Source organism: Schaedlerella sp., from assembly GCF_056796775.1.
The window spans coordinates 59831-75349 of the sequence record NZ_JBQIKP010000009.1; the positions used below are offsets into that span (position 1 = coordinate 59831).

The 15519-nt window shown below is 51.8% G+C and carries 16 protein-coding genes; 14 read left to right on the forward strand and 2 right to left on the reverse strand.

The genetic code is table 11. The features are described 5' to 3' along the window. Positions 1-92: 92 nt before the first annotated feature. The 10 genes from ACTOY7_RS06610 (at position 93) to ACTOY7_RS06655 (ending at position 9876) form a co-directional block, all read left to right on the forward strand. Positions 93-1826: a phospho-sugar mutase gene (locus ACTOY7_RS06610; RefSeq protein ID WP_160281712.1), complete on the forward strand. Its 1734-nt coding sequence runs from the start codon at positions 93-95 to the stop codon at positions 1824-1826. A gap of 470 nt (positions 1827-2296) precedes the next feature. Beyond that, positions 2297-2569, forward strand: coding sequence for an HU family DNA-binding protein (locus tag ACTOY7_RS06615; protein WP_016297741.1), 273 nt, complete (start codon positions 2297-2299; stop codon positions 2567-2569). 107 nt (positions 2570-2676) lie between these two features. Continuing rightward, positions 2677-2916, forward strand: a complete 240-nt coding sequence (locus ACTOY7_RS06620; RefSeq protein WP_004074655.1) for an RNA-binding S4 domain-containing protein — start codon at positions 2677-2679, stop codon at positions 2914-2916. Positions 2917-3243: 327 nt separating this feature from the next. Further along, positions 3244-3528, forward strand: a complete 285-nt coding sequence (gene yabP, locus ACTOY7_RS06625; RefSeq protein WP_160281672.1) for a sporulation protein YabP — start codon at positions 3244-3246, stop codon at positions 3526-3528. Between the two features lie 9 nt (positions 3529-3537). Beyond that, positions 3538-3870, forward strand: coding sequence for a spore cortex biosynthesis protein YabQ (yabQ, locus tag ACTOY7_RS06630; protein WP_160281671.1), 333 nt, complete (start codon positions 3538-3540; stop codon positions 3868-3870). Positions 3871-3965: 95 nt separating this feature from the next. Next, entirely contained in the window at positions 3966-4304 is a 339-nt protein-coding gene (locus ACTOY7_RS06635; protein WP_160281670.1) for an FtsB family cell division protein, read from the forward strand. Positions 4305-4514: 210 nt separating this feature from the next. Continuing rightward, positions 4515-5912: a SpoIIE family protein phosphatase gene (locus ACTOY7_RS06640; protein ID WP_160281669.1), complete on the forward strand. Its 1398-nt coding sequence runs from the start codon at positions 4515-4517 to the stop codon at positions 5910-5912. A gap of 236 nt (positions 5913-6148) precedes the next feature. After that, complete coding sequence (gene yfcE, locus ACTOY7_RS06645) at positions 6149-6691, forward strand: phosphodiesterase (protein ID WP_160281668.1); 543 nt, start codon at positions 6149-6151, stop codon at positions 6689-6691. A gap of 80 nt (positions 6692-6771) precedes the next feature. Then, entirely contained in the window at positions 6772-7743 is a 972-nt protein-coding gene (locus ACTOY7_RS06650) for an NYN domain-containing protein (RefSeq protein WP_160281711.1), read from the forward strand. An 87-nt stretch (positions 7744-7830) separates the two neighbouring features. Beyond that, on the forward strand, positions 7831-9876 hold the full coding sequence (locus tag ACTOY7_RS06655; protein ID WP_482670305.1) for a beta-galactosidase: 2046 nt from the start codon (positions 7831-7833) through the stop codon (positions 9874-9876). Between the two features lie 260 nt (positions 9877-10136). On the opposite strand, the gene ACTOY7_RS06660 is transcribed toward ACTOY7_RS06655, so the two are convergent. Both ACTOY7_RS06660 and ACTOY7_RS06665 read right to left on the reverse strand, forming a co-directional pair. Next, positions 10137-10400, reverse strand: a complete 264-nt coding sequence (locus ACTOY7_RS06660) for a Txe/YoeB family addiction module toxin (protein WP_160281710.1) — start codon at positions 10398-10400, stop codon at positions 10137-10139. After that, positions 10393-10659: a type II toxin-antitoxin system Phd/YefM family antitoxin gene (locus ACTOY7_RS06665; RefSeq protein WP_300885535.1), complete on the reverse strand. Its 267-nt coding sequence runs from the start codon at positions 10657-10659 to the stop codon at positions 10393-10395. The genes ACTOY7_RS06660 and ACTOY7_RS06665 overlap by 8 nt, the downstream gene beginning before the upstream one ends. A gap of 239 nt (positions 10660-10898) precedes the next feature. On the opposite strand from ACTOY7_RS06665, the gene ACTOY7_RS06670 reads away from it, so the two are divergent. From ACTOY7_RS06670 to ACTOY7_RS06685, 4 genes are all read left to right on the forward strand, one after another. Beyond that, positions 10899-11027: a hypothetical protein gene (locus ACTOY7_RS06670; RefSeq protein ID WP_482670306.1), complete on the forward strand. Its 129-nt coding sequence runs from the start codon at positions 10899-10901 to the stop codon at positions 11025-11027. 29 nt (positions 11028-11056) lie between these two features. Continuing rightward, on the forward strand, positions 11057-11476 hold the full coding sequence (locus ACTOY7_RS06675; RefSeq protein ID WP_482670307.1) for a substrate-binding domain-containing protein: 420 nt from the start codon (positions 11057-11059) through the stop codon (positions 11474-11476). Between the two features lie 144 nt (positions 11477-11620). Next, entirely contained in the window at positions 11621-13345 is a 1725-nt protein-coding gene (locus ACTOY7_RS06680) for a phospho-sugar mutase (RefSeq protein WP_482670308.1), read from the forward strand. Between the two features lie 4 nt (positions 13346-13349). Beyond that, positions 13350-15374: an alpha-galactosidase gene (locus ACTOY7_RS06685; protein ID WP_482670309.1), complete on the forward strand. Its 2025-nt coding sequence runs from the start codon at positions 13350-13352 to the stop codon at positions 15372-15374. The last annotated feature ends 145 nt before the right edge of the window (positions 15375-15519 follow it).

A 15519-nucleotide genomic window follows, 5' to 3' on the forward strand; every position in this document is an offset into this window, starting at 1 on the left:
CCGCCTGTCTGTCAGGGAGAGAATCGAAAGGGGACAGATGGGATGCGGTACGAGCGACAGTGATTATAGATTATATATCAGGAGGTACTATGATGGAGTACAAAGAAAGATACCAGGAATGGCTGTCGAATCCATATTTTGACGCGGAGACCAAGGCGGAGCTGGAAGGCATCAAGGAGGATGACAACGAGATCAAGGAGCGCTTTTACATGGATCTGGAATTTGGTACTGCCGGGCTGCGCGGCATTATCGGAGCCGGAACCAACCGGATGAACATTTACACGGTCAGGAAGGCGACACAGGGACTGGCAAATTATATCATAAAGAACAAAAGCGCGGACAAAGGGGTTGCGATCGCGTATGATTCCCGCCGTATGTCGCCTGAATTCGCGGATGAGGCGGCGCTCTGCCTTGCGGCGAACGGGATCAAGGCTTACGTGTTCGAGTCCCTGCGCCCCACCCCGGAGCTTTCTTTTGCGGTCCGTAAGCTTTCCTGTATCGCGGGGATCAATATTACGGCAAGCCACAATCCGCCGGAGTACAACGGATATAAGGTATACTGGGCGGACGGCGCGCAGATCACTCCGCCTCACGACAAGGGGATCATGGATGAGGTAAAGGCCGTTGAGGATTATACCACCATGAAGACCATGTCATTGGATGCGGCAAAGGAAGCAGGGCTGTACGAGTCCATCGGAGCGGACATTGATGACGCGTATATTGCGGAGCTGAAAAAGCAGGTGAAGCGCCAGGACGCGATCGACGCCGCGGCAAAGGATCTGAAGATTGTTTATACGCCTCTCCACGGAACCGGCAACATCCCGGCCCGCCGTATCCTGAAGGAGCTGGGCTTTGAGAATGTCTATGTTGTAAAGGAACAGGAGCTGCCGGACGGCGAATTTCCGACGGTTTCCTACCCCAACCCGGAGGCTGCGGAAGCATTTGAGCTGGGCCTGAAGCTGGCAAAGGAGATTGACGCGGATATCGTGCTGGCAACCGATCCGGACGCGGACAGGCTCGGTGTCCGTGTAAAGGACTCCAACGGCGAATACCATACCCTGACCGGAAATATGTCCGGTTGTCTGCTGGCGGATTATGAGATCGGGCAGAAGAAGGAATTGGACGGCGGACTTCCGGCGGACGGAAAGTTTATCAAGACCATTGTTACAACGAATATGGCGGATGCCATCGCAAAGTATTACGGTGTGGACCTGATCGAATGCCTGACCGGATTCAAGTTCATCGGACAGCAGATCCTTGGATTTGAGACAAGCGGCAAGGGCGAGTATCTGTTCGGATTTGAGGAGAGCTACGGATGTCTCATCGGAACCCACGCAAGGGACAAGGATGCCATCGTGGCGACTATGGCCCTCTGCGAGGCGGCTGCTTACTATAAGACCAAGGGCATGAACCTGTGGGATGCTATGATCGCGATGTATGACCGCTACGGATATTATAAGGATGATATCCAGTCCATTACCCTGAAGGGGATCGAAGGACTTGCCAAGATCCAGGAGATCTTAGAGACTCTGCGGAAGAACCCGCCGGCAGAAATCGCGGGCTACAAGGTGCTCAAGGCAAGAGACTACAAGGCAGACACAATCAAAGATATGGAGACAGGCGAAGTAACAGGAACCGGCCTGCCTTCCTCCAACGTACTCTACTATGACCTGACCGACGACGCATGGGTATGCGTAAGGCCGTCCGGTACGGAGCCGAAGGTAAAATTCTACTACGGCGTAAAAGGAACCTCCATGGAGGACGCAGACGCAAAATCCGAGGCAATGGGCAAGGAAGTCCTGGCGATGATCGATAAGATGCTTTAAATATGCTGTCAGACAGCTTTGTCGGCTGCTTCCGCGCATAGAAGTGAAATGACTGATTCCAGTCAGATAAAAACTGTCAATCGGCTTCTTACAAGCTTCGCTTGAAGAATCCGACTGCCATTTTTCATCTGACTGTGAATAGTAGTTACAGGTCACACCTTGACCAGGCGTGCCCTGTAACTCAGGCCGTCATTTAAAATTGCCTACGGCAATGGACGGCCTGAATCCCAGCTTTTATGTGCATCCTCCTGACCAATCAGCGTAGTGATTGGTCAGTGTGTGACATGTAACAATAGTAACGTAATTATGATAAAATGCGTGGAAATACCTTGACAAAGAACGGAGAAACAGGTATAACAATACGTGTAGGCAATGAGCACAGGCATGCCGGCTGTGGGTATGCGGGCTTTTGCCTTAATATATTCTTAGAATGAATGTTGTTCTAGTACAATAAAGAGGAGGAAACATCCATGAACAAAACAGAATTAGTAGCAGCAATCGCAGAAAACGCAGAGATTTCCAAGAAGGACGCTGAAAAAGCCGTAAAAGCTTTTGTTGAAGTTATAACAGAAGAATTAAAGAAGGGTGAGAAGGTTCAGCTGGTTGGATTTGGTACATTTGAGGTGACTTCCAGAGCAGCAAGAGAAGGAAGAAACCCGCAGACCGGCAACACCATGAAGATTGCTGCCTGCAAGGCACCGAAGTTCAAAGCAGGCAAGGCTTTGAAGGACGCTGTGAATTAATCAGGATGTGTATCATGCCTGCATGATCTGATCATGCAGGCATTTTTGCTAACTGTACGGCTGCAATCCGAACAGTTAGCATTTTTTGCGCCGTAGGAGGGCCGAATATGAGGTTAGATAAATTTTTGAAGGTATCCCGTCTGATCAAAAGGCGCACCGTGGCAAACGAAGCCTGCGACGCCGGCCGTGTGCTCGTGAACGGCAATGTGGCCAAGGCTTCTGTGAAGGTCAAGGTGGGGGATGTTATCGAGATCCAGTTCGGCACGAAAACCGTCAAGGTGGAAGTGCTGGATATCCAGGACACGACAAAGAAAGAAGAGGCGAAGGATCTGTTCAGATACCTGTAGCTTTTTCTGCCGGGATGAGCAGGCCGGAGTTTTTTGAGGCATGGGCTGACGCGCCTGCGGTCTGCTGTTCTGAGAACGTCAATAAAAATCCTTGCAGACAGGCATAATATGAAACAACCCTTCATATATATAAAAGTATATGTAGCCGGATACGCCGGGGAGATTCTGGGATTATACTGAGCGCCAGATAAATCTGCCGCACAGTATAATGAGACGCACACAGCCGCGTCAGGAATTATGCCGCTTCGCGGCTGCGGCTGGCGCAATACTCACGGCAGACTTCATCGGCCGTGAGTATGACAGATATATAACGAAGGGGGAACAGATATGGAGGAACGGCAGCCTGTAAAGGCGCATAAGCTGGTTATAAATAACCGGAAGACAAGTATGGTGACCGGAGTGCTGGATGTGCTTTCATTTGATCTGAATGAGATCCTGCTGGAGACAGAACAAGGGATGCTGATGGTCAAGGGGACGGATCTGCATGTGAACCGGCTCAGCGTGGAGAAGGGTGAGGTGGACCTGTCGGGAAATATTGATAGTATCGCCTATTCCAGCGTGAGCCAGGCGGGACACCAGAACGACAGCTTTTTTTCAAAATTATTTAAGTAGGTCAGCACCATGATGCTGGGAATTGGAAAAGAGGCCGTGATATTTGTATACGCGGGCCTGTCGGGGATCGTTACATTTTCCTGCTATCAGATACTGCTGCTGCTGAGAAAGCTGGTCCCGCATTCTGCGGCAGCGGTCAGCGCGGAGGATTTTTTTTATTGGATCGGAATCAGCGCCTATCTGTTCCGGCAGATGTATCATACAACTTATGGGAGTGTCAGATGGTTCTTCATACTAGGACTTGCGGTTGGGAATTTTCTGGCCTTTTTTTGTAAAATTTTGTTGAAAAAAACCTTCGCAAAGTGGAAGAATAAACTTGAAAAAAAGAAGAAAAGCGAATAAAATAATGATGATGGCAAGGGGAGCAACCAGACTGGGTGCCGGATATATCTGCCGTATGGTATGATATGCCGCGCATGGCCGCAAGGGGAATTCGTATGAGTCAGAAGAAAAAGATGCCTGCAGGCAAAAAGCATGGCCGGAAGGGTTCGTCCGCTTTACGGCAGCACAAGAGAAGTATCGTGATCATTTATACTGTATTGGGAATTATGGCGGCGATGCTGGCCGTCAATTCAGTGAACCTGTATGCCCGAAACAAAATCTATAAGCAGCAGGAGGCGGAGCTTAAGGCACAGATCGAGGAGCAGAATGCCCGTTCCGAGAAGGTGAAGGAATACGAAGAATATGTCAAGACCGATGATTACATCAAGGATGTGGCTGAGGAGAAGCTGGGGCTGGTGGATCCCAACGAGATCCTGTTCCGGCCGGAGGAATAAGCCGTCATTCAGCATTCTATATACACAAAAGAGAAACTCCAGGGAGATGCCTGGAGTTTTTTGCTGTTCTGCGGATATGTGGAATCTTCGGAGTCTGCCGCAGGAACCTCACCCGGAGACGCGTAGCATCGACAGACAGCTTTGCTGGCTGCTTTTGCGCATGTGAGTGAAATGACTGCGAATAGTAACAAACCAGTAGGAGGGATATAGATGGAGGATGGACAAGTATTACATACCAGTCCTTATGTGACACAGATTGAAAGATTTGCGGATTCCCTGAAGCAGCTGTCCCATACATTTCTGCAGATGGGGGAAAAGAAGCAGTCCTTTACAAGCGAAGAAATCGACGGAATGTTCGAATGGGTCAAGGAGAAGGTCTGCAAAAGCTGCGAGAAGTGCTCCTGGTGCTGGGGGGAGAATTTTGTCCATACCTACCAGATGGGCTATGAGGTCCTCTCAGCGGTGGATTCCTATGGAAATGAAATGAATACCGAGACGAAACGGAAGCTGAAGCAGTGCTGTATCATGGCGCCCCGTTTCCTGAGAGAGATGCTGGAGGCATTTCACGCGGCCCGGCAGAATATGATGTGGCTCAACCGGATGGCCCAGAGCAGAGAAGGCTGTGCCATCCAGATGGACACCTTTGCGGATATGATCCGGGTGACGGCGAAGGAACTGGAGGACAGCCTGTTCATTGACGACCGGCTGGAAAAGCGTCTGGTAGCCGCGCTGAAGAAAAAGGGCGTGCGGGTCTTGTACACGAATTTTTTTATGAACCGGGAAGGGAAATATGAGGTTCATGTGACCGCGCGCGCCATGCAGGACATCCATATTACCTGTAAGGAGCTGGTCAGGACCGTTTCCGAGGTCATGGGCCGCCGTCTGGTGCCGGAAGGGATCTATGCCCAGACACTGGGGCGGGAGTATACGACCATCATCTGCCAGGAAGGGCCGACATACTATACGCTGCAGGGGGTTGCCAGAGTCGGAAAAGGCTGCAGTCAGGTTTCCGGGGACAATTTTATGATGCTCAACCTCCCAAGAGGAAAGCAGGCCATGGCTCTGTCCGACGGGATGGGCTCCGGAGAAAAGGCATGCCAGGAAAGCACGCTGGTCATCGAACTGCTGGAGGAACTGCTGGAGGCAGGCTTTCCGGAAAAGACGGCCATCCAGATGATCAACACCACACTGGTCATGGGGCGGGAGGAGATCCATTATTCCACCGTGGATATGAGCGTATTTGACCTCTATACAGGAACCTGCGAACTGATCAAGGCCGGAGCCTCCTCCACATTTATCCGCCAGAAGGATAAGGTAGAGCACTTAAGCTCCACCAGCCTGCCCATTGGGGTCTTACACCAGATCGAGATCGACTCCGTGGAACGGCAGCTTTCCAACGGAGATTTTGTGATCATGGTAACAGACGGGGTAATGGACGCGCTCCCGGTAGGCGAGCAGGACATCCTGCTGGAGACGATCATCCAGGGTACCCTCCTGGTGAATCCAAAGGAAATGGCGAACCACATCCTGGAGCAGGTGCTGAACTGGACCGGAGAACCGCCTCAGGACGATATGACCGTGCTCGTGATCGGGATATGGGAGAAATGATACCGCGGCCGGAAGCCCTTTTTGCGGAGAGGAGCCAAGAAAAAATATCACAGAAAAAAAGGGAACTGCAAAGCCGCTTTGGGAATAAAACAATTTGACGATGGGTTGGTTTTTAGGATATACTAAAAAAGGAAAGTTATGGGAATTTTTTTGCCCGTGGATTACCTGTTACTGTTTACATCCTGTACAAGATGCTCACGGTAACGATTGCTTACAAATGGAAAGGAAGAACAACGATGAAATGGATGATCGCGTCGGATATACATGGCTCTGCGTACTACTGTCGGCAGATGCTGGGGGCATATCGGAGGGAAGGTGCTGACAGGCTGCTTCTGTTAGGAGACATTTTGTATCACGGACCGCGCAACGATCTTCCGAAGGAATATGGACCGAAGGATGTCATCTCCATGCTCAACGGTGTAAAGCAGGAGCTGCTTTGCGTAAGGGGGAATTGCGACACGGAGGTGGACCAGATGGTCTTGGAATTTCCAATCCTGGCAGAGTACTGTTTTCTGGAAATCGGCGGAAAGACCATGTTCGCGACCCATGGCCATGTATTCAATCCGCATAATCCGCCGCTGCTGAAGACAGGAGAGATCCTGCTGAACGGGCATACACATATTCCTGCTTGCGAAGATATGGGGACGTTCTGGTATCTGAATCCGGGTTCCGTATCCATCCCCAAGGAAGGGTCTGCGCATGGCTATATGACTTTTGAAAATGGTGTCTTTCAGTGGAAGGACATGAAAGGAGTGTGTTGGAAAGAGAAAAGATTTTGAGGACATTAGAACAGATATGGAAATGCAAAAGAGCGCAGATACAAAAGAGCGCAAAGTGTAGGAGGAGAAGATGATAGATGATAGAAGATAGAATTGCTCTTTTGATTGATGCAGACAATGTTTCTGCGAAATATATCAAGCCCATCATGGACGAGCTGTCCAAGTACGGCAATATTACATACAAGAGGATCTACGGGGACTGGACAAGCCCGTATAATCTGAGCTGGAAGGAGGTCCTGCTGCAGAACAGCATTACGCCGATCCAGCAGTTCAGCTATACATACGGAAAAAACGCCACTGATTCCGCCATGATCATTGACGCTATGGACATGCTCTATACCAGCGAGCTGGAAGGCTTCTGCCTGGTCTCCAGCGACAGTGATTTTACCAAGCTGGCGAGCCGTCTCAGGGAAAACGGCAAGCTGGTGATCGGTATGGGCGAGGACAAGACGCCGATCCCCTTCCGAAAAGCCTGTGACATTTTCACGGTATTGGAGGTCCTTCTGGAAGACAGTACCATGGAAAATGCGGAAAAGGCACCGGCAGCGGTGGCTTCCGCCAAGGAATTGAAGCGCGGCAGTGTGGATGTGGTGAAAAATCAGATCGAAGAGGCTGTGATCAAGATCATCATGGAGAACCAGAACGACAACAAGGAGACCGGGCTCGGCGAGGTGGGAAGCCGTCTCCTGAAGCTGTATCCTGATTTTGACGTACGTCGGTACGGGTTCAGCCTCTTGTCTAAGTTTCTTGAGACCTTCCCCAAGCTGAAGCTGAAGCAGGACGGGACCAAGGTCTCTGTGATGCTGTATGAGGATAAAAGCCGGAAGGACCTGCTGGAGGAATACATTCTGCAGCAGATCAAAAATGCAGGCAGACAGGGCGTCTCCCTGGGGACATTGGGGAACCGGATCCGGAACCGGTTCGGCGATTTTAAGGTCCATGATTACGGATATTCCCAGTTCAAATCCTATATCCAGAGCTTCCAGGATGTGAAGATCCAGGATGACGGAGAGCAGAACTGGGCGATCTATGTGAAAAATGTGGAGTCGTGATCCGGGACAGAGGTGTTTTTCCTCAAGAGAGGCATGGCGGTATGCGCGAATACTGGAAACAGAAGAAATCAAAAGGGAGGACCAAGCATGAGAAAAATGATAAACGGAGAGCGCTTCGTGATGGGAACCTGTTACTATCCGGAGCATTGGGACTCATCCATGTGGGAGGACGATCTGGAGAGGATGCTGCAGGCGGGGATCGAGGTGGTCCGTGTTGCGGAATTTGCGTGGAACAAGATCGAGCCGGAGGAAGGTGTGTACACCTATGAATTTTTTGACGCCTTCCTGGATCTGGCGCAGAAAAAAGGAATGAAGGTTATTTTCTGCACTCCCACGGCGACTCCTCCGATCTGGCTGACCGAGAAGTATCCGGAGGTGCTCAACGCGGACCAGGACGGCCTGCTCTACCGCCACGGCGCGAGACGGCACTACAATTACAATTCCCCCGTATATCAGAAGCTGTGCCGCAACATTGTGGAAAAGTCCGCGTCCCACTACGGCGGACACCCTGCCATTATCGGATGGCAGATCGACAACGAGATAAACTGCGAGCTGGACGAATTTTATTCGGAAAGCGATACCGCGGCGTTCCGGAAGTTCCTGCAGGAAAAATATGGAACCGTGGAGGAATTGAATCGGGCATGGGGAACCATTTTCTGGAACCAGACTTACAATTGCTGGGAGCAGATCTATGTGCCGCGGAAGACGGCCCACAATACGAACAATCCCCATCACCTGCTGGATTATTACCGCTTCGTTTCCGCCAGCGCCCGCCGTTTTGTACGGATGCAGTCCGAGATGATTCGGAAATACTGCAAAGAGGATGATTTTATTACGACCAACGGGATTTTCGGCAATCTGGATAACCAGGCGATGCAAAAGGAAAGTCTGGATTTTATGACTTACGATTCCTATCCGAATTTTGCGTACTGCCTGGACGATTATCAGGCGGAGGACCCCATCAAGGACCGCAAATGGAGCCGGAACCTGGCAGAGACCAGAGCCATTTCCCGCATCTTCGGGATCATGGAGCAGCAGAGCGGCGCCAACGGCTGGACCACCCGGATGGAAGCGCCCACGCCCAGGCCCGGGCAGATCACGCTCTGGACCATGCAGAGTATTGCCCACGGCGCGGACTTTGTCAGCTATTTCCGCTGGCGGACCTGCACGGTGGGGACGGAGATGTATTGGCACGGTATCCTGGATTATTCCGGGCGGGACAACCGCAGGCTTCGGGAAATCCGTGAGATCGCCCGGAAGATGGAAGGTATGAGGGAGATTGCCGGCGCGCGGTATGCGGCGAAGGTTGGGATCCTGAAGGATTATGACAACATCTGGGATGCCCGCCAGGATAAATGGCATGAGCGGGTGGACAAGCTCAGTCAGAGGTCCCTGTTTGCTGCGCTGCAGATGACCCATACGCCTTTTGATTATGTGTATCTGAGCGACGATACCGCCTGGGAGGAACTGCGGAAGTATGAAGTGCTGTTCTATCCTCATGCATCTATTCTGACGGATGCGCGGATGAAGGTGCTGGAAACCTATGTGTCCGAAGGCGGAAAGCTGGTCATGGGCTGCAGGACCGGATATAAGGATCTCTGCGGACGGTGCGTGATGGACAAGCTGCCGGGAAAGGCGTCTGGGCTTACCGGAACGGATATCCCGGAATATTCCTTCGTGGCTCCTGACGACGGCAGAGTGCTGGCGGACTGGGACGGAAACCAGATAGAAGCCGCAGTGTTCAATGACCTGCTGGAACCGGCGGGAGAGCAGGCGGAGGTTCTGGCACGTTACGCGTCCAGCTATTACGCGGGCACGCCTGCGCTGATCCGCAACCGGTATGGAAAGGGCGAGGCTTATTATTTCGGAGGCGCGTTCGCAGTGGATACGGCGAAGGTATTTCTGGACAAGCTGGGAGCGGGGACGCCTTACGGGGAAGTGCTGGAGCTGCCGGAGTGCTGTGAGCTGGCCGTCCGGGAGAAGGACGGCAGGAAGTACCTGTTCGTGCTGAATTATGCATCGGAGAGCGTGAAAGCGGTGGTGAAGAAGGAGCTGCGGGAGTTCTTCGGAGGCGAGGTGATCAAGGGCGAAGTGGAGCTTGGGGCTTATGAGGTGAAGATTTTTGCGGAGTAAGGAATTGTGCAAAAAGAACTTGCCTTTTTGTACAGAACAAATCTTCAGGTACAAGGAGGAATGAGGCGTTCTAGGACAAATTTCCTAAATGAAGCTGTTTTATTGAGCAAATAAAAGGTGCATGGTCTGATGAATTCATAGACTGCTGCACCTTTTAAATACCATCCTATGCAGAAAGGCTGCCAGTGGCAGGCTTTCTGTATTTTAGCACGACAAATTACTTATACAGGTTATCTGGCGATGCCTATTTAAAACAGGTTCTACCTGTCTCTATAGTGATAACGGCACGACAGAATATAGATATTGTTCTCATCGATTCTGTAGATCAAGCGGTCTTTATCATTGATCCGTCTGCTCCAATATCCAGATAAATTCCCTCTTAAGGGTTCTGGTTTTCCAATCCCTTCGTTGCCGTTTCTGGCAATATCATTGATTAACTGATTGATCTTTTTCAGAGTCTTGCGGTCCTCTGTCTGCCAATATAGATAATCTTCCCAACCAGTATCCGCAAATACTTTATTCATCATCTTCTACCTCAGATAACTCATGGACAGAATATTGCCCATTCTCCAACTGTGCCTTACCCTTCATCAGCCAATCATAATTTTCTTTATTCCCCATGACATAAATATTTTCCATAAGGTTATTATAAGCTTCTTCTGATAACATAACAACATTCTTATTATTTTTTCGTGTAACGATCATAGTCTCATAATCATCTGTTACCTTATCCATATACATTTTCATATTATCACGAAGATTTGTGTAATTTACTGCTACCATGATAAAACACCTCTCTTATATAAATATGATTTTCTATACTTAGATTATAATGTACGGTTTTCTGTACGTCAAGGCTTCGTTATAGATATTCTGTCAATAGATTTCAGCAGGCATTAACTGACCTCAACAGGATATTTGTTCGAATCCGCATATTCATTTTAGCGGATCACTTAATTAAAAATTGAAATTCTGATTAAATCTACCAGAGCGCCGCTCAGGAGCTGACGCTGCGGGGGAGCATGGCATTCCTGAAAGTACTCAGTGAGGAGCGGCAGGAAAGAACGGAGAAAGCCGCCCTCTTCCAGGGAGTAGACATCGATGGAATCCTTCTCATCGAGAAACAGACAAGGGCTGTGCTGCCGAATTAAAAGAACTCTATGAGATTCCGGTTGTATGCGTGGGGAGCTATGATATTTCCGAAGAGGCCGATTCTATTGTGCCGGATTGCTACGGCGGCATGGAACAGGTTACGGAGCTGCTTTTGGAGGCCGGACATAAGGAGCTGGTATTTGTGGGTTCGCCGGAGGAGGGGACGAATGCGGCGGACTGTTATCTGGGGTTCTGTAAAGCAATGGAAAAGCGGGGGCTTGAAGCAAACATTGTAAGGCTGCCTCAGCCCGATCGGACAGAAAAAAAGACTGCGGCAGAGGCGGACTTCTCCCGGATTCAGCCGGATGCCATCGGATGTGATTCAGCCGCAAGTGCCGGAGCTCGTCCGGATGCGTTCGTGTGTGATTCGGCTACAAGTGCCGGAGTTCGTCCGGATGCCTTCTGCTGCTGGACAGATGCAGGGAGGACTGAGAAGGCCGTCATTTGACAGGAACAGTAACAAAGAAATTCCTATGATGACGGAGATATCCGGATATGGTAAAATAGGGATTACAGTCCGCAGCCTGACGGTTCGCAAATTGCAATACGCCGGGCCATGGAAATAGAAATGGATAAAAAGGAGGAGCTATATATGGATGCGAGAAAGACTTATGAATCCTGGCTGGAGGATCCGTATTTTGACGAGGATACCAAAGCGGAGCTGCGGGGCATCGCAGGGGACGCAGACGAGATCGGGGAGCGCTTCTACCGGGACCTGGAGTTCGGCACCGGAGGTCTGCGGGGCATCATCGGGGCAGGCACCAACCGGATGAACATTTACACCGTGCGGAAAGCCACCCAGGGTCTTGCTAATTATATCATCAAAGAGCATGCGGAGAAAAAGGGGGTCGCCATCGCCTTCGATTCCAGGAACATGTCGCCGGAATTTGCGCAGGAGGCGGCGCTCTGTCTTGCGGCAAATGGGATCAGGGCGTATATTTTTCCGTCCCTGCGGCCCACCCCTATGCTGTCGTTTGCATTGCGGGATCTGGGCTGTACGGCGGGCATCGTGGTGACGGCCAGCCACAATCCGCCGGAATACAACGGCTACAAGGTATACTGGGAGGACGGCGCGCAGATCACATTTCCCAAGGACCGGGAGATCATCGGGGAGGTCAATGCCATCACAGATTACGGGCAGGTAAAAACCATGGGACAGGAAGCGGCGGAGGCAGCGGGCCTTTACCAGGTGATCGGTCCGGACATGGATGACAGATACATGGAAGCACTGAAAAAGCTGGCCATCCACCCGGAGATCATGAAGGAAGAGGGCAGAGATCTGAACATTGTCTACACTCCGCTCCACGGCACAGGCAACCTTCCGGTGCGGCGCGTGCTGGATGAGCTGGGCTTTACGAACGTCCATGTGGTGGAGGAACAGGCATTGCCGGACGGCGATTTCCCCACCGTTTCCTATCCGAATCCGGAGGATAAAAACGCATTTTCCCTGGCATTGAAGCTGGCAAAAGAGGTGGATGCGGATCTCGTGCTGGCTACGGACCCGGATGCGGATCGCCTGGGAGTCTACGCGAAGGACAGCCATACCGGAGAATATAGGAGCTTTACCGGAAATATGTCCGGCATGCTAATTCTGGAATACATTTTATCCCAGAGGAAAGCACTGGGAACCCTGCCGGAAAACGGCGCGGTGGTGACGACTATCGTGTCCGGGAAGATGGCGCGGGAGATCACAAAGGCGTATCATGTGGATCTGATTGAAACGCTGACCGGGTTCAAATATATCGGAGAGCAGATCAAGTTCTTCGAGCAGAACCACGAGCATGAATATGTATTTGGATACGAGGAAAGCTACGGATGCCTGGTGGGGACACACGCCCGGGACAAGGATGCAGTTGTCGCGGTGATGGCGCTCTGCGAGGCGGCGGCGTTCTGTAAGCACCAGGGAATCACGCTGTGCGATAAAATGAAAGAATTATTTGACACATATGGATATTATAAAGAGGGATTGTGCACCGTAACTTTGAAAGGACAGGATGGAGCGAAAAAGATTGCGTCTATGATGGAGGGCATCCGGGGAAATGTGCCGAAAACCGTGGGAGGCCTTGCGGTGACTCAGTTCCGGGATTACAAGGAAGATGTGCTTCTGGACTGTGTGAACGGAACAAAAACCGTTACCGGCCTGCCCAGATCCAATGTGCTTTATTTCGAACTGGAAGGCGGTGCGTGGTGCTGTATCCGGCCGTCAGGAACGGAGCCGAAGATCAAGTTTTATATTGGAGTCAAGGGAATTGATGACGTGGACGCGGAGAAGAAGCTTGCGGAATTGACAGAAGGCGTGAAAGCGCTGGCGCGGTAAAGATATGAAAAAGTATATAAAAGCCGGAACGCAGGGCGGCTTCGGAGACGCGTTCCCCTATGAGTATTCTACCTCAGGCGTGGGAGACTACCGGGAGAACTGTCTGTCCGTGCGGACCACTCAGGGGCATCGGGTCTGCGAGCTGATCTATACGGGACATCAGATCCTGGACGGAAAGCCGGAGCTTCCCGGGCTGCCGGCCACCTTTGCAAAGGATGGAGACCAGACGCAGACTCTGGAGATCACCTGTGAGGACCCGCAGATCGGTTTGAAAGCAATCCTGCGCTACAGTGTATTTGCGGACGCGGATGCCGTGATCCGAAGTGTACTGCTGGAAAATACAGGAAGCGAACCTCTGTATATCGAACGGGCATTGAGCGCCTGCATGGATCTGGACGACGAGTCCTTTGAAATGCTCACACTGACCGGTTCCTGGGTCAGGGAACGGCACATGACCCGCTGCCCCGTGACTTACGGGAAGCATGCGGCTTCCTCCGTCCGGGGCTGTTCCAGCCATCAGGAGCATCCCTTCGCAGCGCTTGTGACGCCCGGGACGACGCAGGATTCAGGAGAGGTTTACGCGATGCATTTCGTATATTCAGGCAATTTCCTGGCGTCATGCCAGAAAAGCCAGTACGATTCCGTGCGGATGGTGATGGGCATCCATCCGGAGGGCTTTGAGTGGGTATTAAAGCCTGGAAATACATTTCAGACTCCGGAGGTGGTCTGCGTCTATTCCGATCAGGGACTGGGAAAAATGAGCCGGACCCTGCACGACCTGTACCGGGGACATTTGATCCGCAGCCCATATCTCCATAAAAAACGTCCCGTGCTGATCAACAACTGGGAAGCCACGTATTTTGATTTTGACTCGGACAAGCTGATGGAGATCGCCAGGGACGCGAAGGAGGCGGGCATCGAAATGCTGGTCATGGACGACGGCTGGTTCGGGCACCGGAATCTGGACGACAGCTCCCTGGGAGACTGGACAGTTAACGAAGAGAAACTCCCCGGCGGCCTGCCTGCGCTGGTGGAACGGGTCAAAGCGGAGGGCCTTTCCTTCGGCATCTGGTTTGAGCCGGAAATGGTTTCGCCGGATTCGGATCTGTACCGCGCCCATCCCGACTGGGCTATCCAGATTCCCGGACGTACGCCCACACAGAGCCGTGCCCAGTATGTGCTGGATCTGTCCAGGCCGGAGGTGGTGGACCATGTCTACGAGTGCGTGGCAAAGATCCTCCGGAGCGCAGACATTTCCTATGTAAAATGGGACATGAACCGGCAGTTTACGGATCTGGGGAGCGCAGCTTTGCCGCCGGAACAGCAGGGCGAGCTGGCGCACCGGTATATCCTGGGCGTGTATGAGCTGCAGGAACGTCTGGTGACGGAATTTCCGGAATTGCTTCTGGAAAACTGCGCCAGCGGAGGCGGACGATTTGACCCAGGTATGCTCTATTACAGCCCCCAGATCTGGTGCTCCGACGATACGGACGCGGTGGAGCGGCTGGCCATCCAGGAGGGAACGGCGCTTCTGTACCCCTTATCTTGCATGGGGGCGCATGTGAGCGCCTGCCCCAACCATATTGTAGGACGGAACACGCCCTTTGAGACGCGGGGGCATGTGGCGCTGGACGGGACCTTTGGATATGAGCTGGATATTACAAAGCTGCCCGCGGAGGAAAAAGAGAAGGTGAAGCAGCAGATCGCGCTCTACCACCGGTATGACCATCTGGTCCGGGAAGGGGCTTACTACCGGATCGCGTCCTGGCAGGAGAATCATCGGTATGACTGCTGGGAAGTGGCCGCGAAGGACCAAAGCGAGGCTTTGGCGACCTATGTGCAGGTCCTGGCGGGCGCCAATGTGAGAAGCAGGAGGATCCGCCTGAAAGGGCTGGACGAAGGGGCGCTGTACAGGCTGGAAGGAACAGAGAAGGTGTACAGCGGACAGGTGCTGATGTATGGCGGCGTGCTGATGGAGGCGCGGGAAGGCGATTACGTCAGCAGGGTGATGCATTTTGTGAGAGTGTAAGTATATAAGGTTTCTTTCGTTACAGGCCGCGCCGGATCAAGGCGCGGCCTGTAATTATGTAACGATCTTTCACTTGCTAATTCGTATGTTTCTATTTATAATGAGTTAGATGAAGGTAAACAGCGATAGCGGAGGGAGGAGACAG